Origin of the sequence: Clavibacter zhangzhiyongii, assembly GCF_014775655.1 — a bacterium.
GTDB classification, from domain to species: Bacteria; Actinomycetota; Actinomycetes; order Actinomycetales; family Microbacteriaceae; genus Clavibacter; species Clavibacter zhangzhiyongii.
Genome location: NZ_CP061274.1, coordinates 70,033 through 93,777, shown reverse-complemented (window position 1 = coordinate 93,777; position 23,745 = coordinate 70,033). Strand labels below are relative to the sequence as shown.

At 74.8% G+C, this 23,745-nt stretch carries 22 protein-coding genes; 13 read left to right on the top strand and 9 right to left on the bottom strand.

Features of this window, described 5'->3' with window-relative positions; all coding sequences use genetic code 11:
- The first annotated feature begins 118 nt into the window (after positions 1–118).
- From H9X71_RS00445 to H9X71_RS00420, 6 genes are all read left to right on the top strand, one after another.
- On the top strand, positions 119–1,519 hold the full coding sequence (locus H9X71_RS00445; RefSeq protein WP_244961676.1) for a LacI family DNA-binding transcriptional regulator: 1,401 nt from the start codon (positions 119–121) through the stop codon (positions 1,517–1,519).
- 181 nt (positions 1,520–1,700) lie between these two features.
- On the top strand, positions 1,701–2,435 hold the full coding sequence (locus H9X71_RS00440; protein WP_191147820.1) for a 2'-5' RNA ligase family protein: 735 nt from the start codon (positions 1,701–1,703) through the stop codon (positions 2,433–2,435).
- Between the two features lie 197 nt (positions 2,436–2,632).
- Positions 2,633–4,153 carry a SulP family inorganic anion transporter gene (locus tag H9X71_RS00435; RefSeq protein ID WP_191147819.1) on the top strand — a complete coding sequence of 507 codons (1,521 nt, stop codon included), beginning with the start codon at positions 2,633–2,635 and terminating at the stop codon, positions 4,151–4,153.
- A 438-nt stretch (positions 4,154–4,591) separates the two neighbouring features.
- A complete protein-coding gene (locus tag H9X71_RS00430; RefSeq protein WP_191147818.1) occupies positions 4,592–5,011 on the top strand; it encodes a BLUF domain-containing protein in 420 nt (139 codons plus the stop codon).
- Positions 5,012–5,089: 78 nt separating this feature from the next.
- The gene (locus H9X71_RS00425) at positions 5,090–5,728 is read left to right on the top strand and encodes a hypothetical protein (RefSeq protein ID WP_191147817.1); all 639 of its coding nucleotides are present in this window, start codon (positions 5,090–5,092) and stop codon (positions 5,726–5,728) included.
- The gene (locus H9X71_RS00420; protein WP_191147816.1) at positions 5,728–5,979 is read left to right on the top strand and encodes a helix-turn-helix domain-containing protein; all 252 of its coding nucleotides are present in this window, start codon (positions 5,728–5,730) and stop codon (positions 5,977–5,979) included. The genes H9X71_RS00425 and H9X71_RS00420 overlap by 1 nt, the downstream gene beginning before the upstream one ends.
- Before the next feature lie 25 nt (positions 5,980–6,004).
- Here H9X71_RS00420 and H9X71_RS00415 read toward each other — a convergent pair whose 3' ends face one another.
- The 6 genes from H9X71_RS00415 to dnaK all read right to left on the bottom strand — a co-directional run bounded on the left by H9X71_RS00415 (position 6,005) and on the right by dnaK (position 11,867).
- Positions 6,005–6,445 carry a YdeI/OmpD-associated family protein gene (locus H9X71_RS00415; protein WP_191147815.1) on the bottom strand — a complete coding sequence of 147 codons (441 nt, stop codon included), beginning with the start codon at positions 6,443–6,445 and terminating at the stop codon, positions 6,005–6,007.
- Positions 6,446–6,495: 50 nt separating this feature from the next.
- The gene (locus H9X71_RS00410; protein ID WP_191147814.1) at positions 6,496–7,716 is read right to left on the bottom strand and encodes a class I SAM-dependent methyltransferase; all 1,221 of its coding nucleotides are present in this window, start codon (positions 7,714–7,716) and stop codon (positions 6,496–6,498) included.
- The gene (locus H9X71_RS00405; protein ID WP_244961957.1) at positions 7,713–8,198 is read right to left on the bottom strand and encodes a heat shock protein transcriptional repressor HspR; all 486 of its coding nucleotides are present in this window, start codon (positions 8,196–8,198) and stop codon (positions 7,713–7,715) included. The genes H9X71_RS00410 and H9X71_RS00405 overlap by 4 nt, the downstream gene beginning before the upstream one ends.
- A 19-nt stretch (positions 8,199–8,217) precedes the next feature.
- Positions 8,218–9,228 (bottom strand): DnaJ C-terminal domain-containing protein, encoded by a 1,011-nt coding sequence (locus H9X71_RS00400; RefSeq protein WP_191147813.1) that lies wholly within the window; start codon positions 9,226–9,228, stop codon positions 8,218–8,220.
- 117 nt (positions 9,229–9,345) lie between these two features.
- Positions 9,346–9,999 (bottom strand): nucleotide exchange factor GrpE, encoded by a 654-nt coding sequence (locus tag H9X71_RS00395; RefSeq protein WP_191147812.1) that lies wholly within the window; start codon positions 9,997–9,999, stop codon positions 9,346–9,348.
- Complete coding sequence (dnaK, locus tag H9X71_RS00390; RefSeq protein WP_191147811.1) at positions 9,996–11,867, bottom strand: molecular chaperone DnaK; 1,872 nt, start codon at positions 11,865–11,867, stop codon at positions 9,996–9,998. The genes H9X71_RS00395 and dnaK overlap by 4 nt, the downstream gene beginning before the upstream one ends.
- A gap of 460 nt (positions 11,868–12,327) precedes the next feature.
- Here dnaK and H9X71_RS00385 point away from each other — a divergent pair, with 460 nt between their 5' ends.
- From H9X71_RS00385 to H9X71_RS00355, 7 genes are all read left to right on the top strand, one after another.
- Positions 12,328–15,657 (top strand): DUF7507 domain-containing protein, encoded by a 3,330-nt coding sequence (locus tag H9X71_RS00385; RefSeq protein WP_244961675.1) that lies wholly within the window; start codon positions 12,328–12,330, stop codon positions 15,655–15,657.
- A 152-nt stretch (positions 15,658–15,809) separates the two neighbouring features.
- Positions 15,810–16,511: a TasA family protein gene (locus H9X71_RS00380; protein WP_191147809.1), complete on the top strand. Its 702-nt coding sequence runs from the start codon at positions 15,810–15,812 to the stop codon at positions 16,509–16,511.
- Between the two features lie 119 nt (positions 16,512–16,630).
- Positions 16,631–17,416 (top strand): sortase, encoded by a 786-nt coding sequence (locus H9X71_RS00375; RefSeq protein WP_191147808.1) that lies wholly within the window; start codon positions 16,631–16,633, stop codon positions 17,414–17,416.
- Positions 17,413–18,033 (top strand): signal peptidase I, encoded by a 621-nt coding sequence (locus tag H9X71_RS00370; RefSeq protein WP_191147807.1) that lies wholly within the window; start codon positions 17,413–17,415, stop codon positions 18,031–18,033. Before H9X71_RS00375 ends, H9X71_RS00370 begins: the two co-directional genes overlap by 4 nt.
- Entirely contained in the window at positions 18,033–18,701 is a 669-nt protein-coding gene (locus H9X71_RS00365) for a TasA family protein (protein WP_191147806.1), read from the top strand. Before H9X71_RS00370 ends, H9X71_RS00365 begins: the two co-directional genes overlap by 1 nt.
- 159 nt (positions 18,702–18,860) lie before the next feature.
- Entirely contained in the window at positions 18,861–19,553 is a 693-nt protein-coding gene (locus H9X71_RS00360) for a hypothetical protein (protein ID WP_191147243.1), read from the top strand.
- A 412-nt stretch (positions 19,554–19,965) separates the two neighbouring features.
- Complete coding sequence (locus H9X71_RS00355; RefSeq protein ID WP_191147805.1) at positions 19,966–20,943, top strand: nuclear transport factor 2 family protein; 978 nt, start codon at positions 19,966–19,968, stop codon at positions 20,941–20,943.
- Between the two features lie 67 nt (positions 20,944–21,010).
- Here H9X71_RS00355 and H9X71_RS00350 read toward each other — a convergent pair whose 3' ends face one another.
- From H9X71_RS00350 to H9X71_RS00340, 3 genes are all read right to left on the bottom strand, one after another.
- Positions 21,011–21,907, bottom strand: a complete 897-nt coding sequence (locus H9X71_RS00350; RefSeq protein WP_191147804.1) for a LamG domain-containing protein — start codon at positions 21,905–21,907, stop codon at positions 21,011–21,013.
- A complete protein-coding gene (locus H9X71_RS00345; RefSeq protein ID WP_191147803.1) occupies positions 21,904–22,992 on the bottom strand; it encodes a S26 family signal peptidase in 1,089 nt (362 codons plus the stop codon). The genes H9X71_RS00350 and H9X71_RS00345 overlap by 4 nt, the downstream gene beginning before the upstream one ends.
- 88 nt (positions 22,993–23,080) lie before the next feature.
- On the bottom strand, positions 23,081–23,743 hold the full coding sequence (locus H9X71_RS00340) for a hypothetical protein (protein WP_191147802.1): 663 nt from the start codon (positions 23,741–23,743) through the stop codon (positions 23,081–23,083).
- Positions 23,744–23,745 lie beyond the last annotated feature (2 nt).

The following is a 23,745-nucleotide window of genomic DNA, read 5'->3' as shown; positions in this document are numbered from 1 at the left end:
CGCCGCCCCGAGGTCCCATGCCGCACGCTCCGCACCCGCGCCCGCACGTCCATGCGCCCGGCGCGCGCCACGCGTCCTCGGGCCGCCCGAACGCCCGCTCCCGACCCGGATCCGCCGCGTGCTGAGCAGCCCCGACCGCGACGACGACCTCCTGCGGGAGCGCCTGCGCGCGCTGCACGACGCCTGGCCGGGCGATCCCGCCGACGACGACCCGCTGCGCGCCGCCCGCCGCGAGGCCGCCGCCGCATCCCGCCCGCGCACCGCCGCGCTGCTCCGCTCCTCCTGCCGCGCGATCCTCGACCGCCTCGGCGCCAGCGCGACCGGACTCCCGCTCCGGCCCGCCCGCCGCCCGCGGATCCGCCCGGCGCCCCGCCCCGCGCCCTCAAATAGCCCGCCGGCCGTCGGTCGGCCCCGCGCGTCGCTACCGTGGACACGTGCTCCCCGCCGCCCCGCTCCCCGCGCCGTCGCCCGCGTCCGCACGGATCCGCGCGTGAGCCGCCCGGGCGCCGCCCCCACCATCCACGACGTCGCCGCACGCGCCGGCGTCTCCAAGTCCGTCGTCTCGCGCGCACTCTCCGGCGCCCCGGGCGTCGCGGCCGCCACCCAGCGGACGGTCCGGGACGCCGCCGCCGACCTCGGCTACGTCGCCAACGCCCACGCTCGCGGCATGTCGGCGCACCGCACGCACACGCTCGGCGTCCTCGTGCGCGACGCCTCCACCCCCTTCTACGGGCACCTGCTCACGGCCCTGCAGCAGCGGGCGTCCGAGCGCGGGTACCGCGTCGTCACGACGACGGGCTTCGGGTCCTTCGACATCGCCGAGGAGCGCCGGGCCCTCGAGACGCTCGTCTCGCTGCAGGTCGAGGGGCTCATCGTGTGCAGCGGCGCGCTGCCGGTCGAGGACATCCTGCCGTCGGCCCGGCGGATCCCCACGGTCGTGGCGGGCCGCCCCGAGGTGGACGCCTCCCTCAGCAGCGTCTACTGCGACGAGTCCACGGGCGGCCGGGGCCTCGCCGACCACGTGGCCTCGCTCGGGCACCGCCGCATCGCCGTCGTCACGCTGGCGCCCGCGCTCTCCCTGACGATCTCCGCCCGCACCTTCGCGATGCTCGACCGCCTGCGCGAGCTCGGGCTCGACGTCGTGCACGTCCGCGGCGAGGACCACGCGGCCGGCCACATCGACGGGGCCGACGGCGTCGCCCGGGCGATCGTCGACGCGGGCGGCGTGACCGCGGTCATGGCGCCGAGCGACGTCTGGGCGCTCGCGATCCTCGACGGCCTCGGCCGCCGCGGGATCACCGCCCCCGACGGCATCTCGATCACCGGCTACGACGGCCTGCCGCCCTTCACGAGCGAGCTGCTCGGCTTCACGTCGTGGCGGCAGCCGCTCCCCGTCATCGGCGCGCTCGCGGTCGACGCCGTGGTCGACCGCATCGACGGCACCGTCACCGGCACGCGCCACACCGCGGTCGACGGCGACCTGCTCCCGGGCCGCACGGCCGTCGCCCTCCGCGCCTGATCCGGGCCGCTGCCGTCCGCCGATCCGCCCGATCCGCCGCGACGACCGGGCCCGCCGCGCCGCCGCACCGTCCCTCCACCCGCCGTTCACCCGGCGGCCGTGCGCGTCCGGCCGCGCTGTGGCACGGTGGGTCCTCGCCCTCTAGGGAACGTTCCCTAGCCGCCGCCCCGCAGGAGGACCCATGGATCACGACGACCCCACCGCCGACGCGCTCGCCGACCCCGACACCGCGCCCGCGTCGGCGGCCCGGACGGACGACCGGCCGCATCCGTCCGCGTTCCCCCGCGACGACAGCGACCCCTTCCGCTACGGGATCTTCCTCCGCCCCGACCCGCGCACCTGCCGGGCCGTGACCGTCGTCACCGACCAGCTCCGCGCGCAGTACGGCTTCGTCTCCGCCGGCGCGTTCCCGCCGCACGCGACCCTCGTCGGCAGCCAGCCCCTCGGCCGCTCCGAGGGCCTCGTGGTCGCCGCCGTCACCGAGCTCCTCGCCGACCGCCCCGCGTTCCCGGTGCACAACGCCGGCGTCCGCGAGCAGGGCTTCGGCTTCGTGTACGACGTCCACGGCCTCCCCGACGGATCCCCGAACCCCGACCTCCTCGCGCTCGCGGCCGACATCGACCGCGTCGTCGCGCCCTTCCGCCGGCCGATGCGCTCGCCCGAGCAGCACGTGTTCGACCCGGAGCGCTTCCGCGCGCACCTCTCGCTCGCCTCGCACGACCTCTGCACGCGCCCCGACCTGCACGACGAGGTCGGCGCCTTCATCCGCGGGCTCGACCAGCCCGTCCCCGCGGGCTTCGTCGGCGACACCGTCGTGATGTACCGCACGGCGTCGCCGGACTGGTCGGGCCGCTGGTGGACCACCCTCACCTGGGAGCACGTGCGCACCTGGACCCTGGGCGGCACCGCGGCCTGACCCCGCGCACCACCCGGCTGGACACAGACCCTCACGTAACGGTAGAGTCGGGCGCAGACACCCTCACGCAACGTGAGGGTCATCCGAGCCGCTCGGCTCCCCCACCCTTCCCGCGTCGGCCCCGCGCCGCGCGCATCCGGCGCGCCGTCGCGCCGTCCAGCCACCGCGGGCACCGCCCGCCCCTCCCGAGGAGATCCATGACCCGGACCGCCCCCGCACCGGCGCCCGCGCCCGTGCGCACCAGCCCCACCGTCCTCCAGGCGCTGAAGGACCCGCGCCTGCTCATCCGCGAGACGCTCGCCGGCCTCGTCGTCGCGCTCGCGCTCATCCCCGAGGCCATCTCGTTCTCGATCATCGCGGGCGTGGATCCGCAGGTCGGCCTCTTCTCCGCCTTCGTGATGGCCGTCGTCATCTCGATCGTCGGCGGCCGCACGGCCATGATCACGGGCGCGACCGGCGCCATCGCGCTCGTCATCGCCCCGGTGATGCGCGACCACGGCCTCGACTTCCTCATCGCCACCGTGATCCTCGGCGGCCTCATGCAGCTCGCCCTCGGCGCGGCCGGCGCGGCCAGGCTCATGCGCTTCATCCCGCGCTCCGTGATGGTCGGCTTCGTGAACGCGCTCGCGATCCTCATCCTCGCCGCGCAGCTCCCGCACCTCGTCGGGGCGCCGTGGATGGTCTGGCCGATCGTCGCGGCCGGCATCGGGATCATGGCGCTGCTGCCCCGCCTCACCCGCGTGATCCCGGCGCCGCTCGTCGCGATCGTCGTGCTCACGCTCGTCACCGTGCTCGCGGCCGTCGCCGTGCCTACCGTGGGCGACGAGGGCACGCTGCCCGACAGCCTGCCGACCCTCTTCGTGCCGCAGGTGCCGCTCACGCTGGAGACCCTCGGGATCATCGCGCCCTACGCGCTCGCCATGGCGGTCGTCGGCCTCCTCGAGTCGCTCATGACCGCCAAGCTCGTCGACGAGGTCACCGGCACCCGCTCCCCGAAGACGCGCGAGGCGCTCGGCCAGGGCATCGCCAACGTCGCCTCCGGGTTCGCGGGCGGCATGGGCGGCTGCGCGATGATCGGCCAGACGATGATCAACGTGAAGGCGTCCGGCGCCCGCACCCGCATCTCCACCTTCCTCGCGGGCGTCTTCCTGCTCGTGCTCGTGGTGGGCCTCGGCGACGTCGTCTCGGTGGTCCCCATGGCCGCGCTCGTCGCCGTGATGGTGATGGTCGCCGTCGGCACCTTCGACTGGCACAGCGTCCGGCCGGCCACCCTCCGCCGCATGCCGGTCGGCGAGACCGTCGTCATGGTCGCCACCGTGGCGGTCGTGGTGGCCACCGACGACCTGGCCGTCGGGGTCGTCGTGGGCGTGATCGCCGCGATGGTCGTCTTCGCCCGCCGCGTCTCGGGCTTCACGAGCGTCACCCGCACCCTCGAGGCGGACGCCGACGGCGAGCGCGCGCTCTACGCGGTCGACGGCGAGCTGTTCTTCGCCTCGAGCGACGACCTCACCACGCGCTTCGCCTACGATGACGACCCGCCCCGCGTCGTCATCGACCTGTCCCGCTCGCACGTCTGGGACGCCTCCACGGTCGCCGCGCTCGACGCCGTCGAGACGCGGTACCGGGCGCACGGCACGACCGTCGAGATCCGCGGGATGAACGCGGCGAGCAGCGCCATCCACGGCCGCCTCGCGGGGCGCCTCGGCGGCGCGCACTGACGCCGCCGGGCGGTGCGCCGCGCCCCGTCGTGCGCCCAGCGGACATCCCCGGCCCGGCGATCGGAGCCCGGCCGACGGCCCCGGATCCGCATGACGGCGGGCCGCTCACCCGCGCCTCACCCTCGGATCACCCGCGCTTCGCGCATCCGTGTCCCCCAAAATGAGGACCGGCCGCGTAGAGTCGTGATCACACAGCGGGTTCCCCCCGATGCCGCTGTGCGAATGGATACCCGAGGAGCGCCCCGCCGCGTCCCCCCGCCCAGCGGGCCGCTCATCAGATCCCTCCGCGCACCGACCCGAACGGACGCGGCAGCAGCAGGAGCCCGGCACGACCCGTACCCGCGGACGCGCCGGGCTCTTGCCGTCCGGGATCGCCGCGTAGTGCCCCGCACGGCTCCGCGACCCGGCAGGATGGTCGGACGGGGACGAGGGGGACACATGCGCACGACCGTCTACACGAGCACCGCCACGCGGCGCCTCACCGACGAGGATCTCGCGGAGCTCCTCCGCCAGTGCGTCCGCAACAACGAGCGGACCGGCCTGACCGGCCTCCTGCTCCATCGCGACGGCCGCTTCATGCAGGTCCTCGAGGGACCGGACGAGGCCGTGGAGGCCGTCTTCGCCGTCATCGCCGCCGACGACCGGCACACGGAGGTGCGGCAGCTCCTCGACGAGCGGATCCCCGCGCGGCAGTTCCCCGCCTGGTCGATGGGCTTCCGCACGGTCGACGACGCGACCGTCCGCGAGCTCGACGGCTACGACGACTTCCTCGACCGCCCGGCCTCCGCGGCGGCCCGCCCGGACGCGCCGTCGCGCGCCCGCTGGCTCCTGGAGTGGTTCCGCACGCATCCGGCGTGATCCGCGGGGCCTCGACACGGGCCCCGGCCGCGTGCGACCCTATCGACATTCGTTGCAACGACTGTCGATAGGACTCCCATGACCACCTCCCCCCTCGTCGGCACCGGCGGCTCCGCGCGCATCACCCGCGGGATCCTCCGCGCGGCCCTCGTCCTCGCCGTGGTCGTCGCGCTCCTGGTCGCCGCCGCGGCCGCCCTCAGCGCCGTCGAGACCGTCCGCACGGGCGTCGTGCGCACGTCGCTGGAGATGCGCGGGTCCCTGCCCGCCGGCGCCGACGCCGGTCCCGCCGACCTCCGCTCGGGCGCCTACCGCACGGCCGACGTCGCGGTCGGCGACCTGCCGGGCGGCATCGTCGCCATGCACGTGGTCCGCATCGCGCTCGACGCCGCGGTCGGCATCGCGCTGGCGGGCACGGTCGCGCTCCTCGCGCGGCGGCTGCTCCGGCCGGATCCGCTCGCCCGCCGCCTCAGCCTCGTGGTGACGGTCGCGGGCGGCATCGTGATGATCGCCGCGCTGCTGTCGCTCGGCGTCCGCACGGGCGTGGCGTGGATGGTCGGCGAGGCGCTCAACGACCCCACCGCGGGGCTCGACGGGTTCTGGCCCGTGGCGGCGGAGGTCGACGCGTCGACCATCGCGCTCGGCTTCGCCCTGATGATCGTGGGCCTCGTGGTCGAGCACGGCGAGCGCCTGCAGCGCGACACCCGCGGCCTCGTCTGATGGCGGGCGACGACGACGGCCCCACCGGGGTCCACTGCCGGCTCGACGAGCTGCTCGCCGCCCGCGGCATGACGCTCACGCGGCTGAGCGCGATCGTGGGCGTCAGCCAGGTGAACCTGTCGGTGCTGAAGAACGACCGCGCCCGGGCGATCCGCTACTCCACGCTCGTCGCGGTCTGCCGCGCCCTCGAGTGCGAGATCGGCGAGCTGCTGGTGCTGGATCCGCCGGCGTCCGGAGGCGCGGCGTCCTGACGGCCCGTCGGGATCCCGCGGCGCCTCACCCGCGCAGCGCCGCCAGCACCTTCTCCACCCGGCGGGCGCGCGTCCCGTCCGTCCTCGCCTCGCCGATCGGATCCACGAGCGCGCGCTGCCGGCTCGACGACAGGGCGGCGAACGCCTCGGCCAGGGCGGGCTCCGCGGCGAACGCCTGGGCGACCTCCTCCGGCACCACGGCCTCGCGCGGAGCGGCGTCGAGCTCGATCGTGACCTCGACCTCGTCGTCGGCGGCGATCCCGGAGGCGGCGCGATGCGCGGCGCTCAAGGGGAGCAGGTGCTGCCCGCCCATGGTGCCGACGGTCGTGCGGTACGAGTACCCCGCGACCGTGACGACCACGGCCGGCCGCTTCCCGGCGCCCAGCTCGTCGAGCGCCTCGGCGGGCACCGGCAGCCCGGTGGCGTTGACGCGGGCCTGCAGGACGCGGGTGCGGAAGGTCGGCATGGCGGCTCCTCGGTGAGCGGGCGGCGCGGGTCGCCGGCGGTGGCCCGAGGCTAGGCCCGGGGATCCGCCCGCGTCGAGACGGCGACCGTGAACTTCGCGTTCCGTCCCGCCTCGCGCGTCGGGCCCACGATCCGGGTCAGCTGCGGGCGGTAGCCGAGCGGGCTGTTGTAGACGGTCCAGAGCTCGCCGCCCGGGCGGAGCATGCGCGCCGCGGCGGCGAACAGGCGCGGCGCGAGGCCTGCGTGCACGGTCGCGCCCGTGTGGAACGGCGGGTTGAGGAGCACGAGGTCGGCGGATCCGTCGGGCACGGTGGACCCGGCGTCGTCGCGCACCACGGTCACCCGCTCCCCGAGCCCGTTGGCCGCGACGGTCGCGCGCGCCGAGTCGACGGCCGCCCAGGACTGGTCGGTCGCGATGACGCGGAGGTCCGGCCGGGCGAGCGCGACGGCCGACGCGATGACGCCCGTGCCGCAGCCGAGGTCGACCGCGACGCGGGCGTCGGCCGGCAGGTCGGGCAGGAAGGAGAGCAGGAAGCGCGTACCGATGTCGACCTTGGATCCCGCGAAGGCGGCGCCGTGCGCGCGCACCTCGAGGCCGAGGTCGGGGTGCGACTCGCGGCGGGGGTACGCGTCGACCGCGGCGTCGCGCAGGGGCCGGCGCGCCACGAGCACGCGCGACTTCTGCCGCGCGAGGGTCGCGTGCACGTCGCCGAAGCGGCGGCGGAGCACGTCCGTCATCGCGGGCGTCATGTGCTTGACGCGGCCGCCGGCGAGCACGGTCACGTCGTCGGCCGCGGCGCGCGCGACCACGCCGGCCCACTCGTCGAGCGCGTCGAGGCTGCGCGGCAGGCGGGCGAGCACCACGCGAGCGCCCGCGGCGAGCGCGTCGTCGAGCCCGTGGTGCGCGATCCCGGCGGTCTCGCCGATGAGCACCGCGTTGAGGTCGAGGGCGGTCTCGGAGGTCAGCGCGTCCTGGTGCACGCGGAGGCGGATCGGATCCGCGGCCCCGGCCCCGGCTCGGCGGAGCGCGGCGGCGGCTCCCAGCGCGAGGGCGCCGTAGGCGTCGCCGACCACGACGAGCTCCGCGGCCTGCACGGGGCGTCCGGCGTCGGCGGCGGTCGCGAGCAGCGCGACGAGCTCGTCGAGGAGCAGGCGGTCGGCGGCGTCGGCCGCGAACAGGTTGTCGGCCTCGACGTCGGGCCGGCGCCGGAGCGCGCCCAGGTCGAGGAGGTCGTCGGCGGCGGATGCGGCGGATGCGGCGGGGTCGCTCACCGCGGGCCGCGCCCGTCGGGATCGGTGCCCGCATGCGCGTCGGCGTCCTCGCCCGGATCCGGCGCGTGCCGCGTGAGCGCCGCGCGGTAGAGCACGACCTCGGTCTGCCGCGAGGGCCGCACGCCCGCGCGCAGCGACACCACGTCGCCGTCGCCGCGGGCCGCGAAGACGCGGCGGCCGGGCCGGGAGAGCAGCTCGTCGGCGAGGGCCGACTCGAGCTGGCGGACGCGGCCGCGGAGCTCCGACACCTGGTTCTCGAGCTCGAGGATCCGCGCGATCCCCTCCAGGCTCACGCCCTCCGCGCCCAGCCGGGCGACCTCCCGCAGCTGCACGATGTCGCGCATCGAGTAGCGGCGGGAGCGCCCGGCCGTGCGGGTGGGCGACACGAGCCCGAGGCGGTCGTACTGCCGGAGCGTCTGCGGGTGCATGCCCGAGAGCTCCGCCGCCACGGAGATCACGAAGACGGGGGCGTCCTCGTCCATCGCGTCGCGGGGATCCACGTCAGCCCCGGGCTCGCTCGATGAGCTCCGCGCGCGGGTCCTCGGCGGGGCCCGAGCTGGCGAAGGCGTCGAGCGCCACGCGCTGCGCGTCCGTGAGGCGCGACGGCACCGCGACCTCGATGCGCGCGAGCAGGTCGCCCGTGCCCTTCGGGGTCGTGACGCCGCGGCCCTTGACGCGGAGCACCTTGCCGCTCGACGTGCCGGGCGCGACCTTCAGCCGCACCGGATCGCCGCCGAGCGTCGGCACCTCGATGGTCGCGCCGAGCGCGGCCTCGGGGAACGTCACGGGCACGTTGACCCGGAGGTTCAGCCCGTCGCGCTCGAACACGGGGTGCGGACGCACGTGCACGGTGAGGATGATGTCCCCCGACGCGCCGCCGTCCCCCGAGGGCTCGCCCTTGCCGGCGAGGCGGATCTTCTGCCCGTCGGAGACGCCGGCCGGCACGCGCACCGTGAGGGGGCGGCCGTCGGAGTCCTGCAGGCGCACGACGTCGCCCTGCACCGCGGTGAGGAAGTCGATCGTGGTCGACGCCGTCACGTCGCGGCCCTTGGTGGGCGCCCCGTACCCGCGGTAGCCGCCGGTCGACTGGCCGAAGCCGCCGTTGCCGAACATGCCGCCGAGGATGTCCTCGAACCCGCCCTGGCTGTACTGCGGCTGGCCGGATCCGAACCCGGCGCGCCGCCCGCGGCCGCCGGCCTGCTGGCCGAACATGCCGCCGAAGACGTCCTCGAAGCCGCCGCCCTGGGCGCCGGCGCCGGGCGCGCTGAAGCGGGCGCCGGATCCCATCGCGCGCACCTGGTCGTACTCGCGGCGCTGCTCCTTGTCGGACAGCACGGCGTTGGCCTCGCTGATCTCCTTGAAGCGCGCCTCGGCCGACGGATCCGGGTTGCTGTCCGGGTGGTACTGCCGCGCGAGCTTGCGGTAGGCCTTCTTGAGGTCGGCCTCCGAGACGTCCTTGGACACTCCGAGGACCTTGTAGAAGTCCTTGTCGAACCAGTCCTGGCTGGCCATCAGACGCCTCCCTTCTTCTTCTCGTGGTGGGGGCCGCACGACCCGGTCCGGGCGCCCGCGCGTGCGGACGCCCGGACCGGGGTGGGTGCAGCCGGATCGATGCTGCGGATGATGGCGCTACTCCGGCTTGTCGACGACGACCTTCGCGGCCCGCAGCAGCGTCTCGCCGATGTAGTAGCCACTCTCGACGACGTCCGCGACGGTGTCCACCTGGACCTCGGGGTTCGGCTTCTGGAAGATCGCCTCGTGCACCTGCGGGTCGAAGGCGTCGCCGACGGCGCCCACCTTGACCAGCCCGATGCGCTCCACGTTGGTCCGCAGCTTGGCGACGATCGCGGTGAGCGGTCCGCCCTCCGCGAGGTCGCCGTGCTTCTCGGCGCGATCGAGGTCGTCGAGCACCGGGAGGATGCCCTTGACCACGTCGCCGACCGCGCGCTGGCGCTCGATCTCGCGGTTGGCCTCGGTGCGCTTGCGGTAGTTGGCGTACTCGGCGGTGACGCGCTTCAGGTCCGCGAGGTGCTCGGAGTCGCCCTCGACGGGCTCGTTCCGGGTCTTCTCGATGAGGTCCTGCAGCTCCTCGTCCATGGGGTCGGTCGTCTCGACGTCGGGGCCCTCGGCCTCGACGAACGCGCCGTCCTCGCCCGGGACCGAGGCCGCGTCGGCCGCGGCGTCCGCCGTGGCGTCAGGCCCGGCCGGGGCCGAGGAGGCCGACTGCTCGGCTCCCTCGTCCTCGGGCACGCGGCCCTCGCCGTTCGCGGTGTCCTCGGTCATCGGTCGGTCTTCTTGTCCTGCTCGTCCTCGTCCACGACCTCGGCGTCGACGATGTCCTCGTCGTCCTTCTTCGCCTCGGGCGCGCCCTCGGACGCCTCACCGGCGGCCTGCTCCTGCTGGCCCTGCGCGTAGATGGCCTCGCCGAGCTTGGTCTGGCTGGCGGAGAGCTTGTCGAACGCGGTCTTCACGGCGGTCTCGTCGTCTCCGGCGAGGGCGCTCTTCAGGCCGTCGACGTCGCCCTGGACCTCGGACTTGACGTCCTCGGGGAGCTTGTCGTCGTTCTCCTTGATGAGCTTGTCGATCGAGTAGGCGAGCTGCTCCGCGTTGTTGCGGACCTCGGCCTGCTCGCGGCGCGTCTTGTCCTCCGCCGCGTGCTCCTCGGCCTCGCGGACCATGCGCTCGATGTCCTCCTTGCCGAGCGAGGATCCGCCCGTGATGGTCATCGACTGCTCCTTGCCGGTGCCCTTGTCCTTGGCGGACACGTGCACGATGCCGTTGGCGTCGATGTCGAAGGTGACCTCGACCTGCGGGATCCCGCGGGGCGCCGGCGCGATGCCGGTGAGCTCGAAGGTGCCGAGGTTCTTGTTGTCGCGGGTGAACTCGCGCTCGCCCTGGAAGACCTGGATCGCCACGGACGGCTGGTTGTCGTCGGCCGTGGTGAAGGTCTCGCTGCGCTTGGTCGGGATGGCCGTGTTGCGCTCGATGAGCTTGGTCATGATGCCGCCCTTGGTCTCGATGCCGAGGCTCAGGGGGGTGACGTCGATGAGCAGGACGTCCTTGCGCTCGCCCTTCAGCACGCCGGCCTGGAGCGCGGCGCCGACGGCGACGACCTCGTCCGGGTTGACGCCCTTGTTGGGCTCCTTGCCGCCCGTGAGCTTCTTGACGAGCTCGACGACGGCGGGCATGCGGGTGGATCCGCCGACGAGGACCACGTGGGCCACGTCGCCGACCGAGACGCCGGCCTCGCGGATGACGTCCTCGAAGGGCTTGCGGGTGCGCTCGAGCAGGTCGTTCGTGAGCTCCTCGAACTTGGCGCGGGTCAGCGTCTCGTCGAGGTTGGCCGGGCCGTTCTCCGTGAGGGAGAGGTAGGGCAGCTGGATGCTCGTGCTGGTGGAGGAGCTGAGCTCCTTCTTCGCCTGCTCCGCGGCCTCCTTGAGGCGCTGCTTGGCGATCTTGTCGTTCGAGACGTCGACGCCCGTCGACTCCTTGAAGCGCTTGACGAGGTGGTCGACGATGCGCTGGTCCCAGTCGTCGCCGCCGAGGCGGTTGTCGCCCGCGGTGGAGCGGACCTGGATGGTGCTGAAGTCGTCGTCCTTGCCCACCTCGAGGAGGGAGACGTCGAACGTGCCGCCGCCGAGGTCGAAGACGAGGATGAGCTCGTCCTCCTTGCCCCGGTCGAGGCCGTAGGCGAGCGCCGCCGCGGTGGGCTCGTTGATGATGCGCAGCACGTTGAGGCCCGCGATCTCGCCGGCCTCCTTCGTGGCCTGGCGCTCGGCGTCGTTGAAGTACGCGGGGACGGTGATGACCGCGTCGGTCACCGTGTCGCCCAGGTACTGCTCGGCGTCGCGCTTGAGCTTGCCGAGGATGCGGGCCGACAGCTCCTGCGACGTGTACTTCTTGGCGTCGATGCCGACGGTCCAGTCGGTGCCCATGTGGCGCTTGACCGACGAGATGGTGCGGTCGACGTTGGTGACGTTCTGGCGCTTGGCGGTCTCGCCGACCAGCACCTCGCCGTCCTTGGTGAACGCGACGACGGACGGCGTGGTGCGCGCGCCCTCGGCGTTGGCGATGACGGTGGGCTCCCCGCCCTCCAGGACCGAGACCACCGAGTTGGTGGTACCCAGGTCGATTCCTACTGCACGAGCCATGGGGTGTTCTCCTTCTGTTGCCGCAGGCCCCGGATCACGGGGTCGCTTCGTGGGTGACGCGGGTGTCCCGCGGAGTCTCGCTCGCGGTGCCGCTTCGTCAGCGGCGTGCTACTTGAGCCGCGATGACTCAACTCTACTCGCGCGCCGCGGAGCGTCAAGTCGCGGGAGCAGGAGTTGAGCGATGTCGGCTCAACTCACAGGATCCACCGGGATGCGCCGCTGGGTGCGCCTCGGTCGGGGGGCCTGGGTCCCGGAACGGGGGCTACTGGTTCACCTAGATCGCCACTGGGTCCCTTTTCCCCTGGTGATCGGCCGATCTACCGTTGCCGAGGCGAGGCCGGGGGGCCTCGCGCCGCTCCTCCGGGAGGGCGACGTCCAGGGGGTGGTCGAGGTGGATCGAGCGCGTGCGCGCCATGCCGCCGAGCCGTCCCGCACCGTCCGCGGACCGCGATCGCGCCCGGTGCTCCGCCGCGTCGCCGCGCTCGTGGCGGCCGCCGTGGGCGCCGCCCTCCTCGTGAGCCTGCCGGCGCAGACCGCCACGGCCGCGTCGCAGCTGATCCGCGAGTCGTTCGCCGGCGCGAGCGTCACCGATCCCGCGTGGAAGCCGCTCGGCAGCGCCTGCCTGACCCGCGCGACCTCCGCCCCGGCCAGCGGCAGCTCGACGCTGGGCGTGTGCGGCAGCCGCACCCAGGCGCCTCCCGCCAGCGCGAACCCGGGCGCCCTGCAGCTCACCGACAACCGCCCGAGCGCCGTGGGCGGCGTGGTCTACGACTCGGCCATCCCCGCGAGCGGCGGCCTCGACATCACGTTCGACCAGTACCAGTACGGCACCTCCTCGGGTGGCGCGGACGGCATCGGCTTCTTCCTCACGGACGGATCCGTGCCGCTCACCTCGGCGGGCGCCGCCGGCGGATCCCTCGGCTACGCCCAGACCACGAACGTCCCGGGCGTGGCCGGCGGCTACCTCGGCGTCGGCCTCGACGCGTACGGCAACTTCTCCAGCGGCACCGAGGGCCGCGGCACCGGCTGCGTCACCGCCGGCGTCCTCGCCAGCCCCGACACCATCGCGCTGCGCGGCCCCGGCACGGGCACGAGCGGGTACTGCTACCTCGCCGGCGCACGGCCGTCGACGTCGCTCCGCGCGACCACGACGCTGAGCACGCCCACCGCCGACCTCGGGCGCAGGATCCGGATCACCGTCTCGCCCGCGCGCTTCCCGGTCGTCACGGTCTACGCGGGCGCCACCGCGGGGGCGTCGGCCGCCTCGCTCACGCGGGTGCTGCAGTACACGATGACCACGGCCGCCCCCTCCTCCTACAAGCTCGGCTACCTCGCCTCCACGGGCTCGTTCACCGACACGCACCTGATCCGCGAGGTGAGCGTCTCGAGCATCGATGACCTCAGCCCGCTCAACCTCGTGAAGCAGGTGGACCGCACGAACCCGCAGCCGGCGGCGTACGCCGAGGGGCAGACGGTCCCGTACCAGTTCGTGCTCAGCAACACGGGCGGGGTCGTCCTCTCGAACCTGACGGTGACCGATCCCCTGGTGCCGTCCGTCACGTGCCCCGGGATGCTGCTGGGGCTGGGCCTGCTCCTCATCGGGGCCTCGACGACCTGCGTGGGCGGTCACGTCGTGACGCCGGCGGAGGCGATGTCCGGCACCCTCGTCAACACCGCGAGCGCGCGCGGCGTCAACACGCTGCTCTTCGGCGTCACGAGCAACACGAGCTCCGTGACCGTGCCGATCGTCGCGCCCGCCCCGGGGCTGACGCTCACCAAGACGGGCACGCTCGCCGACGCGAACGGCAACGGGCGGGCGGACGTCGGCGAGCGGATCGCGTACGCGTTCCAGGCGCGGAACTCCGGGAACGTGTCGCTGTACCAGGTGGCGGTGGCCGATCCGCGCGTCACGGGCATCAGCCCGGCCAGCGTCACCCTCGCGCCGGGCGCCACGCAGGCCTTCACGTCGACCGCGTACGTCGTGACCCAGGCCGACGTGGACGCCGCGACGCCGATCGTCAACACCGCCACCGTCTCCGGGCGCACCTTCGCCGGGCAGGCCGCGCCGACGGCGACCTCGAGCACCAGCACGCCCGTCGCCGGCGCCGCGGCGATCGCGCTCACCAAGACCGCGACGCTCACGGGCAGCGGGCCGGGCGCGACCGTCGCGTACTCCTTCGTCCTCCGCAACAGCGGCTCCGTGCCGCTCACCGGGGTGGCGCTCACGGATCCGCTGCCCGGGCTCTCGAGCGTGACGTACGCCTGGCCCGGCACCGCGGGGACCCTCGCCGTCGGCCAGTCCGTCACGGCGACCGCGGGCTACACCGTGCGGCAGGCCGACGTCGACGCCGGGCAGGTCGCGAACACGGCCACCGCGCGCGGCGCCAGCGCGGGCGGCGTCGCGGTGCAGTCGACGGCCAGCGCCACGGTGCCGCTCACCCGCACCGCGACCATGGACCTCCAGAAGACGGCGTCGACGCAGAACGTGCCGGCCGCAGGCGGCGTGGTGACCTACGCGTTCCGGCTGCGGAACACCGGTTCCACCACGCTGACGAACGTCGCCATCGCGGATCCGCGCACCGGCGTCTCCGCCCTGGCGTACACCTGGCCCGGCACCGCGGGGACCCTCGCGCCCGGCCAGGTCGTCACGGCGACCGCCACGTACACGGCCACGGCGGCCGACGTGCAGGCGGGATCCATCGTCAACACCGCGACGGCCACGGCGACCGCGCCGACCGGGCCGGTGCAGGCCACCGCGACGGCGACCGTGCAGGCCGTGCCGGATCCGCTGCCCGACTCCGCGACCACTCCGCAGGGCGTCCCCGTCGTGATCGACGTCCTCGCGAACGACGGCCGCGCGGCCACGGGCGCGACCCTCAGCCGCGCGCAGCTCTCGGCGACCCCGATCCTCGTCGGCGGCGCCGCGGGTCCCGTGCCCGCGTCGCCGACCGCCGGCAGCGCCACGTGCGTCGCGAGCGGCACGGAGCGCGGGCGCTGCACCTACCGGTCCGCCGTCGGGTTCACGGGCGTCGACGTCTTCGACTACGCGCTGCAGGGCGCGGCGGGCACGTGGAACGTGCGCGTCACCATCACGGTCACGCCGTTGAACGGCGCCCCCGTGGCGCGCGCCGACCGCCTCGTGGCGACGATCGGCGGCCCCGCGGTCACCCTCGACCCGCGCGCGAACGACACCGACGCGGACGGCGACGCGCTCGCGGTCACCGGCGCCGTGCCGCCCGGCGGGATCCCCGGGTCCTTCTCCTGCGCGGCCGACCTGTGCACGTACCGGGCGCCGACGTCGGGGGCCGCGGGGTCCTTCGCGGTCGCGTACTCGATCACCGACCGGCCGGCGGCGCCCGCCACCGGGATCGTCGCGTCATCCACGATCACGGTGTTCCTGGATCCCGCGCCGCTCGTGCCCCGCGGGTTCACGCACCGGGATGACGCGACGCTCGGCGCCTCCACCGGCAGCTGGACCTCGACGACCACCGTGACCTCGGCGGCCGCGAGCTGCGTCGCCGGCCGGCCCGTCACCGCCGTCGCGTGGGCCGCGATCCCCGGCGCGACCGACCTCCTCGTCGAGCGCCGCGTCGCGGGCACCGCCCCGGGCGCCTGGATCACGGTCGCCCGCCTCGCCGGTGCCGCGACGACGTTCTCGGACGACCGGCTCGGCGAGTCCCGCTCCTACCAGTGGCGCGTGCGTCCCGACCTGCAGCGCTGGGTCGGCATCCCGAGCGCCCCCTCCTCCGCGGTCGCCCAGCCGGCGGCCGTCTCCGCGGCGGGCTGCTGATGCCCGCCCCTCGACCCCCCGTGCCGCATCCGCCCCCGGATGCGGCGACACGCCCCGCCGGGGCAGCCCATCACCGCACCAGCACCAGCACCAGCACCAGCAGCACGACCCGCGCACACCGCGCACCGCGACACCCATCGAGAGGAACCACCATGAGCACCACCACAGCCCCCGCGCGCCGCCGCCCGTGGAACAAGATCGTCGCCACCGGCGCGGTCGTCGCCGTCGGCGCGATCGTCACCGGCGGGGCGTTCGCCATCTTCACCGACTCCGACACGGCCACCCTGCAGGCCGACGCGGGCCAGCTCGACATCGTCGCCACCGGCTCGTACACGGTCGCCGACATCGCGCCCGGGGACACCGTGCAGCGGGAGATCCTCCTGGCGCTGCCGGACGCGACCAACGACGGGGACCTCGTGGCAGCCGTGGAGCTGTCCTACGCGGTCACGGCGGAGACGCTCGGGACGGACGACGCGGCGCTCCCGGGCGGCGGCGAGTCCCTCGTCACCGGGGTCGACGGCCTCACCTACTCGCTGCAGACCTGCGTCGGCGGCGACTGGACCTCGGCCACCGACCCGGTCGGCGCCTACACGTGCTCGGGCACCGTGGAGGAGACGGGCACCGGCACGCTCGCGTCCATCACCGGCGCGGGCAACTCCACCACCCTCGCGCCCGCCGACTTCGGCGTCACGCCGACGGCCGACGGCACCTTCCCGAGCGACGGCGCGGCCCTCGAGCTCGACACCCTGATGGTCCTGCAGCTGCCGGACACCGCGGACAACGACTACGAGAACGCCTCGGCCCAGCTGACGTTCACGGCAGCCGCGATCCAGCGCGACGGCCTGCAGCGCTGATCCCGTCCGTCCGGGCCCCGGCACGCGCCGGGGCCCGGGCGGGTCCCACCCGCACGACCCGCTCGACCTCGCACGACCCGCCCCGTCCGTCCCGCACGCCCCACCCCGAGGATCCCAACATGCGCCCCCACCGCGGCCCCGGCACCATCGCCGCCGCCGCGCTGTGCCTGGCGCTGGTCGCCGCGACGCCGGCCGTCGCCGCCGTCGCCCCCGCCGAGGCCGTCGCCCGCGCCTCCGTCGCCGCGCCCGCCGCTGCCGCGCCCGCCCTCGAGGTGCAGGAGCTGACCGGCCCCGAGATCCCCCTCGACGACCTCGCGCCCGGCGACACGGTCGACTGGGCCGCCCAGGTCACCAACGTCTCCGGCGACGGCTCGCCGCTCGCCGTCCGCATCGACGCGGCCACGTCGATGGCCCTCACCGGCGATCCCGGCGGCGGCCTCCAGCTCGCCGTCCGGCTCTGCGAGGGCGGCTTCACCTCCCTCTCCGCACCCATGCGCTGCCGCGGCGCCGTCGAGCCGCTCGGATCCGGTCCCGCCGCCACCCTCGACGGCATCGTCACGAGCACCCCGCTCGAGCCGGGCGAGACCGTCGGCGTCGCCGTGCGCGTCCGCTTCCCCGCCGAGGCGGACAACCGGATGGAGTCCACCGACGGCCGCCTCCGCATCTCCTTCGCGCTGGCCGACGACGCGGGCGCCGTGCCGGTCCCCGGCGTCGACGCGCCCGGCGGCGGCCCCCTCGCGCCCGCCGCGTCCGCGCCGTCCGCCGACGCGCCGCACGACCTGCTCCCCGTCACCGGCCGCGACGTCGCCTCGGCCGTCGTCGGCGCCCTGCTCGCGCTCCTCGGCGGCGGGATCCTCCTCCTCGCCTCGCGCCGGCGCCGCCGCGACCCCGGGACCGCCTCGTGACCCGCTCCCCGGCCCGCCGCGCGCTCGGCGTGCTCGGCGGCCTCGCCACCGCCGCGGTCGCCCTGGCCGTCATCGCGGTCATCGGCCTCTCCGCGCTCGGGATCACCCGCTTCGTCCCCGTGCTCTCGGACTCGATGGCGCCCGGCATGCCGGTGGGCTCGATGGCGGTCACCGCCCCGGTCCCGCGCGCGGACGTCGCGGTCGGCGACGTCGTCGTGTTCACGGCCCCGGTCGGCCCGCGGGTGCGCGTCATCCACCGGGTCACCCGCGTCTTCGGGCCCGAGGACGCCGAGCGGCTCGAGGGCTGGTCGGCCGACCGGCTGGCCATCGAGACGAAGGGCGACAACAACCCCTCGGGCGATCCGTGGATCGTCACCATCGGCGACGACGCCGTCTGGGAGCGCACCTCGGTGGTCCCGTTCCTCGGCTGGCCCTTCGTGTGGCTCGGCGACCCGCTCGTGCGGATGATCGCCTTCGCCGTCGTGGGCGCGGGCGCCACCGCGTGGGCGCTGGCCGCGATCTGGCGGCGCCCCGCGGCGCCCGCGGACGCCGGGGTCGAAGCAGCACCCGTCGAGGCCGCATCCGCGGCCGCCCGCACGACGGGCGGATCCGCCTGATGGCCGGCGCCCGGCACCGCGCCGCACCCGCGCCCGCCGCGGATCCCGCGACCCCCCTCCCCCACGGCCGCCGCGCCGCCGCGCGCCCGGCCGGCTCCGCCCGCCGCCTCCGCCCGCTGCTCGTCCCCGCGATCGCCGTCGCCCTCGCGATCGCGGGTTCCGGCACCGCCTACGCCGTGCTCGCCGACCGCGCGACCACCTCCACGACCGTGGGCGCCGGCGCCGTCGAGCTCGACTGGGGCGGCGGCGGCGCGGATCAGCTCGCCGTGCCGGTGACGGGCCTCCGCCCCGGCGACGCGCAGGTGCGGCTGGTCGACCTCGCCAACACGGGCACGGTCGCCGCCCCGCAGCTGATGCTGACCCTCGGCGGCACCCCGGTCGCGAGCACCTCCGACGGCCTGCAGGTCGCGCTCGACCGCTGCTCCGTCGCCTGGACCGGCGCCCCGGGCACCGCCACCTGCGCGGGCACGATCACCGCCGTGGCCGCCGACCGCCCGGCGCAGGGCCGCGTCGCGCTGGCGGACTCGCCCGCGCGCGCGGTCGGCGGCCGCGACCACCTGCGCCTCACGGTCCGGCTCGCGACCTCCGCGCCGCCGGCCGCGCAGGGCGTCGGCGGATCCGTGACGCTCCGGGTCGACGGCGAGCAGCGCCCGGGCACGCAGCGCTGAACCCTCCCGCGGTCGCCCGTGACGGGGCCGTGACGCCGGTCGACGGGCCGCGCAGGTCACGAAAGCATCACGGGACCCAACCGTCCGGCGAGGGGCGCCGAAGGACCTTGCGACTCCAACCGGCGACCACGTCGGCCGCCCTGACCATAAGGAAACACCATGCGCAACCTCACCAAGTCCGTCTTCGGCCTCGCCACCGCGGGCTTCCTCGTCGTCGGCCTCGCGGCCTGCTCGACCCCCGCCGAGAGCCCGTCGTCCTCCTCGTCCGCCGCGCCGTCCGCGTCGGCCACGACCGAGGCGAACCCCACGCCGCTCGCGACGATCCCGACCCTCACCGGCGTCGACACCAAGGTCACCCTCGACTCCGGCTTCACCGGCGCCCTCACGACCCTGGGCCTGACCCCCGGCGTCATCGGCGGCGCGACCCTCGACGGCGCCACCGGCACCCTCGCGTTCCCCATCACCGGCGGCAACGTGAAGTACTTCGACCCCGAGATGGACTACCGCCCCTACGTCCAGGGCGAGATCGACCACGACGGCTCCGGCATCAGCCTCACCGCCGGCGACACCGTCGTGAAGCTCACCGACTTCGTCATCGACCCCGGCACCAGCCGCCTCACGGGCTCGGTCCAGGTCGGCGAGGGCGAGATCATGAACGACGTCTACATCTTCAACCTCGACGGCACGACCCTGAAGCCCCTCGCCATGGAGGGCGACAACGCCGTCCTCGAGGGCACCACGGTCAAGGTCAGCCCCGACGCCGCCGCCCTGCTGAACAGCACCTTCGGCACCGACGCCGTCACCGACGAGCTCGTCGTCGGCATCGCCAAGATCACCGTCAACACCAAGTAGCACCCCGACCCGGGCACGCCCCGGACAGCACGACGCACGGCCCGGCCCTCGACGCCGGGCCGTTCGTCGTGCGTCCGGCGTCGTCGCAGACCGACGGCGCCCCCCCCCGCACGCAGGGAAGCCCCCTCGCATGCGGCGCCGACGACGCGCGCGCCCCGACGCAGGCAAGCCCCTCGCACGCGGCCGCCGACGACGCGCGCCCCTGACGCAGGGAAGCCCCCTCGCATGCGCAGCGAGAGGGCCCCTGCCGGGCGACTCGGGTCCCGGTGCGTGGCCTTCGGAGCCGACGTGCGTTCGGGCGGGCGCGCGGGACCGGTGCGATCCCCGGCGGCCACGCCGTACCAGGAAGCCCCGATGGACGCGGCATCCATGCACATCGGACCCTCCCAGCCGCGGGTCGCAGGGTACGTGCATGAACGTTCAACGAACCCCCGCATCCCTGCTCCTCCGCGGCACGGCCGCCCTCGCCGGAGTGGTGGTCCTCGCCGGCTGCCAGGCCCCCGGGCTGGCGTCCGCCTCGCCCGGGTCCGCCCCCGACGCGACCTCCGCCGTCGCGGCATCCGCCTCCGCGGGCGACGGCGGCACCACGGCCGACCGCGCCGACTCCGCCACGGAGGACGCGAACGCCGAGGTCATCTCGACGCTCTTCGAGACGGCGTTCCCCGACCCCGGATCCGACGCCGCGCAGGCCGCCGCCCTCGCGGCCGTCGCCCCCGACGCCACGGCGCACGGCACGGGCGCGAAGGCCGGCCCCGGCGGCGTCCTCGCCGGGTTCGACGCCGCGCACCAGCGCGTCCCCGGCGCCCAGGCCGTCATCAAGCACATTGCGGCCGACGGCGACCTCGTCGCCGTGCACTGGCAGGTCGCCTCGAACCCGGACGACGAGCGCACCGGCGAGGCCGCGGTCGACCTCTTCCGCCTCGCCGACGGCAAGGTCACCGAGACCTGGTCCTTCGACCAGCCCATCGCGCAGGGCACCCCCGCGAGCGGCAACACCAACACGATGTTCAGCGACCTCTACCGGGGATCCGACGACCAGGCCCCGCCCACCGAGCAGCAGGAGGAGGCGGACCGGCAGCTGGCCGTGGGCGCCTACGACACCCTGTTCCGGGATCACGACGCGAGCGTGCTCGACCGCTCGTTCGACCCGGCCTACCTCCAGCACAACGCCGTCGCGGCGAACGGCACGGCGGCGCTGAAGGCGTTCTTCTCGGGCGGCGCGCAGTTCCCGGCGCAGCAGTCCGTCATCTCGATCGCGGACGGCGACCTCGTCTGGACCTTCTCGCAGCCCGTGGGCGCGAAGGCGGACGACCCGTTCCTCGCCGCGGACATCTTCCGCGTCGACGGCGGCCTCATCCGCGAGCACTGGGACGTGGTGCCCGCGAGCTGATCCGACGCACGACAGACGACAGACGACGCACCACGACGGGACGGTCCGACGACCGTCCGTCGTCGCGTCAGCGGCCGGCGGTGTAGTGGGCCTGCACCTGCGCCGGCGTGAGCGCCGTCTTGTAGACCGCGGCGAAGCGCATGCTGCCGACGAAGTAGGCGGATCCCGCGTTCGGCCAGCCCGACGTGTTGTCGTAGCCGATCCGCCAGTAGCCGCTGTTGCTCTCGGGCGCCGTGAAGGCGGCGTTGCCGGCGACGCGCGCGCCGTCGAGGTAGAGCACCATGCCCGCGGACGACATCGTGGCCACGACGTGGTGCCAGGCGCCGTCGGCGACGCTGGCGGGGCTCACGATCGTCTGGTACCCGCCGTTGTAGGTGCCGAACGCCAGCTGGCCCGTCGTGGAGATGTAGGTGTGGCGGTCGTAGGCCGACGACGAGCCGGACTGCGAGTTGCCGAAGCCGATGAGCTTGCCGCCCTTGACGGTCGTCTTGAACCACACCTCGGTGCTGAACACGGCCGGGCCGCGGGCCTGCAGGGCGTTGGTGACGAAGTCGGAGCCGTCGAGCACGTACGCGCCGCCGGTGTCGCGGGGGCAGGCCCGCGTGCTGGTCGTGTCGCTCGCCATGGCACCGCGGTAGGTGCCGGGGTAGGCGCCGGTCGCCGCGTCGACGGCGGTCGTGGATCCCGTCGCCTCGTTGAGCGGGTAGGCGAACAGCGCGTCGGCCCGGTCGGCCGCGAAGGCGCTCGAGCAGGTGAAGAAGGCGGCGGACGACGCGGCCGTGTTGTTCGTGTTCCTGATGGAGGCGGTGTACGCGCCGTTCGTGCCGGGCGCGAGGAGCAGCACGGCGCCGAGGGCGGCGGCGGAGACGGCCGCGGCGATGCCGGCGAGGCGCGAGGCGCGGCGGGGGCCGGCGGGCGCGTCGGATGCGGCGGTGCGGCGGAGGAGGCGGGCGACGACGCTCATGCGCGGCGCCCCTCCTTCTCGGCGGGGAGGCCGACGACGAGCGTGTAGAGGAGGGGGACGGCGCAGAGGCCGTAGAAGACGACCCAGCCCCAGAGCGGCAGGTCGAGGGTGGAGGAGATGTCGTGGAACTGGCCGGCCTCGCCCGCAGGGGCCGTGATCGTGCTGACCGCGCCGGAGACGACGGAGGTGGCGGTGCCGCCCTCGGCCGCGACCCGGATGGGCAGGAGGCCGGTGTTGACGATGGTGGCGCGCACGTCGGTGCCGGCGGTGACGGCGTCGAGGACGACGAGGCCGACGAAGGGCTTCAGGACGAAGACGGTGAGGGCCGCGACGAGGGATCCGCCGAGCATGCGCATCGAGGCGCGGTGCGTGGGCGAGGCGATGAGGCGGGTGAGGATCGTCACGATGACGAGGCCCGCGAGCATCAGCGGCAGGCCCTTCGCGAGCCAGCCGAAGCCGGGGAGGATCGTGGTGGCCTGGCCGATGAGGTGGTGCTGGTCGGTCTTCCACGGATCCACCGCGCCGTTGATGTCGCCCTGCGTGGTGAGGCCGTCGGCGTCGACCGCGATGACGCGGTGCGTGTAGGTCTCGTCGGGGGTCGTGGAGGGGTGGAAGCTCACGACGTCGCCGGGCTGGACGTCCTCGACGAGCACGGGGGTGGTGAGCAGCAGCGTGCCGACGGGGGCCGTGGTGCCCATCGAGGGGGTCTGGACGACGAACCAGCGGCCGCCGGAGGCCTGGAAGAGGAGCGTCGCCGCGACGAGGAGCGTGAGGAGGACGGTGGCCGTCCACATCACGACGGTGCGGCGGCGGAAGGAGCGGGAGGTGCGCGCGGCGCGACGGGCGGCGCCGCGCGCGGGGAGGGCGGAGGAGGCGGGGTCGTGGTCCGCCTCCTCCGTGACGACGTCCAGGGCGACGGCATCCCGGTCGACGGGCTCCAGCTCGACGACGTCGAGCTCGAGGAGGTCCAGCTCGAGGAGGTCGAGCTCGAGGGCGTCGATCGCGGAGGCGTCCGTGCGGCCGGAGGCGTCCGTGCGGCCGGAGTCGGTCGCGGGGCCGGTGGAGCGGTCCTGGATGTCGGTCATGGGGCACCTCCCGGGTCAGGGGCTTCAGAGGGGATGGTCGTGCGGGTGGGCGGGGCCGCCGAGGCGGCCCCGCCGGGTCGAGCGGGTGCTAGGCCGCGAAGGTCCAGGTGAGGGGCAGCGAGGCGGCGAGGCCCTGGTACGTGTTGCCGGCGGAGGAGTCGAGCGTGACGGCGAAGGTGAAGTCGCTGCTCGCGTTCGCGGCGAGGGCGGTCAGCGTCTTGGCGGAGGAGCCGGCGAGGGTCGCGGCGGTGCCGGTGAAGACGTTGACGCCGCCGGAGGTGATGACGACGCTGAGCTTGGAGCAGAAGTCCGTGGCGGTGCCGTTGACGGTGCCGCTCTTGGTCTGCGTGCAGGCCGCGCCGGGGGTCAGCGTGAAGGTCGAGGCCTTGGAGGTGCCGACGTTCTTGATGTTGACGACGCTCGTGACCGTCTGGCCGGGGATCATCGTGGTCGAGCCGCCGAACTTGTTGATGGTGGAGCAGGTCGCGGCGTTGGAGTCGACGCCGGTCGCGGCGCTCGTGCTGAGGCAGGTGACGGTGGGGGCGCCGTTGGCGCCGGCCTGCGACTCCTGCATGACGAGCGAGCCGGAGGCCGCGGTGTTGGTGTCGTTGGTGATCGAGGCCACGAAGCCCGACAGCGTGCCGGACATCGAGACGGAGAGGAGGACGGCGGCGGCGACGCCGGTCGCGATGGCGAGGGGGGCGAAGCGGACGCGCTTGGTCTTGGCGGCGGGGGCGATGTGGTTCGACATGA

Excerpts from the sequence above, each read along its gene's own strand:
- H9X71_RS00420 (WP_191147816.1), top strand. The coding sequence starts at position 5,728 with ATGGCGGGCGACGACGACGGCCCCACCGGGGTCCACTGCCGGCTCGAC.
- H9X71_RS00405 (WP_244961957.1), bottom strand. The coding sequence starts at position 8,198 with ATGGACGAGGACGCCCCCGTCTTCGTGATCTCCGTGGCGGCGGAGCTC.
- H9X71_RS00360 (WP_191147243.1), top strand. The coding sequence starts at position 18,861 with ATGCGCAACCTCACCAAGTCCGTCTTCGGCCTCGCCACCGCGGGCTTC.
- H9X71_RS00395 (WP_191147812.1), bottom strand. The coding sequence starts at position 9,999 with ATGACCGAGGACACCGCGAACGGCGAGGGCCGCGTGCCCGAGGACGAG.
- H9X71_RS00440 (WP_191147820.1), top strand. The coding sequence starts at position 1,701 with ATGGATCACGACGACCCCACCGCCGACGCGCTCGCCGACCCCGACACC.
- H9X71_RS00425 (WP_191147817.1), top strand. The coding sequence starts at position 5,090 with ATGACCACCTCCCCCCTCGTCGGCACCGGCGGCTCCGCGCGCATCACC.
- dnaK (WP_191147811.1), bottom strand. The coding sequence starts at position 11,867 with ATGGCTCGTGCAGTAGGAATCGACCTGGGTACCACCAACTCGGTGGTC.
- H9X71_RS00355 (WP_191147805.1), top strand. The coding sequence starts at position 19,966 with ATGAACGTTCAACGAACCCCCGCATCCCTGCTCCTCCGCGGCACGGCC.
- H9X71_RS00350 (WP_191147804.1), bottom strand. The coding sequence starts at position 21,907 with ATGAGCGTCGTCGCCCGCCTCCTCCGCCGCACCGCCGCATCCGACGCG.
- H9X71_RS00375 (WP_191147808.1), top strand. The coding sequence starts at position 16,631 with ATGCGCCCCCACCGCGGCCCCGGCACCATCGCCGCCGCCGCGCTGTGC.
- H9X71_RS00365 (WP_191147806.1), top strand. The coding sequence starts at position 18,033 with ATGGCCGGCGCCCGGCACCGCGCCGCACCCGCGCCCGCCGCGGATCCC.
- H9X71_RS00435 (WP_191147819.1), top strand. The coding sequence starts at position 2,633 with ATGACCCGGACCGCCCCCGCACCGGCGCCCGCGCCCGTGCGCACCAGC.
- H9X71_RS00415 (WP_191147815.1), bottom strand. The coding sequence starts at position 6,445 with ATGCCGACCTTCCGCACCCGCGTCCTGCAGGCCCGCGTCAACGCCACC.
- H9X71_RS00400 (WP_191147813.1), bottom strand. The coding sequence starts at position 9,228 with ATGGCCAGCCAGGACTGGTTCGACAAGGACTTCTACAAGGTCCTCGGA.
- H9X71_RS00340 (WP_191147802.1), bottom strand. The coding sequence starts at position 23,743 with ATGTCGAACCACATCGCCCCCGCCGCCAAGACCAAGCGCGTCCGCTTC.
- H9X71_RS00380 (WP_191147809.1), top strand. The coding sequence starts at position 15,810 with ATGAGCACCACCACAGCCCCCGCGCGCCGCCGCCCGTGGAACAAGATC.
- H9X71_RS00345 (WP_191147803.1), bottom strand. The coding sequence starts at position 22,992 with ATGACCGACATCCAGGACCGCTCCACCGGCCCCGCGACCGACTCCGGC.
- H9X71_RS00430 (WP_191147818.1), top strand. The coding sequence starts at position 4,592 with ATGCGCACGACCGTCTACACGAGCACCGCCACGCGGCGCCTCACCGAC.